Here is a 283-nt window from a genome sequence, read left to right as displayed (position 1 = left end):
CCCCAGCGCCGCCCGCAGCCGCCCCGCCGGCTGCGGGCGGCGCTGGGGTCGCGCCGGGGACCGGGGCGGGCTGGCCAAGGGACACCTCCGGACGAGGCCGTACGTGGGATCCGTGAGCACAGTAGGCCGATACGATCTCCATCCCGCGTCAGAGCCCCGGCGGCGCGCACCGGTGTCCCCCGTTCGCGGTAACGTGAGGCCCCTATGAACGCCAAGCCCGACGTGCGGTTCCCCGCTGTATCCGTGATCATGCCCGTCCTCAACGAGGAACGGCATCTGCGCG

Source organism: Streptomyces murinus, assembly GCF_002154555.1.
In the GTDB taxonomy this organism is placed as follows: Bacteria; Actinomycetota; Actinomycetes; order Streptomycetales; family Streptomycetaceae; genus Streptomyces; species Streptomyces murinus.
This window is presented reverse-complemented; position numbering follows the sequence as displayed.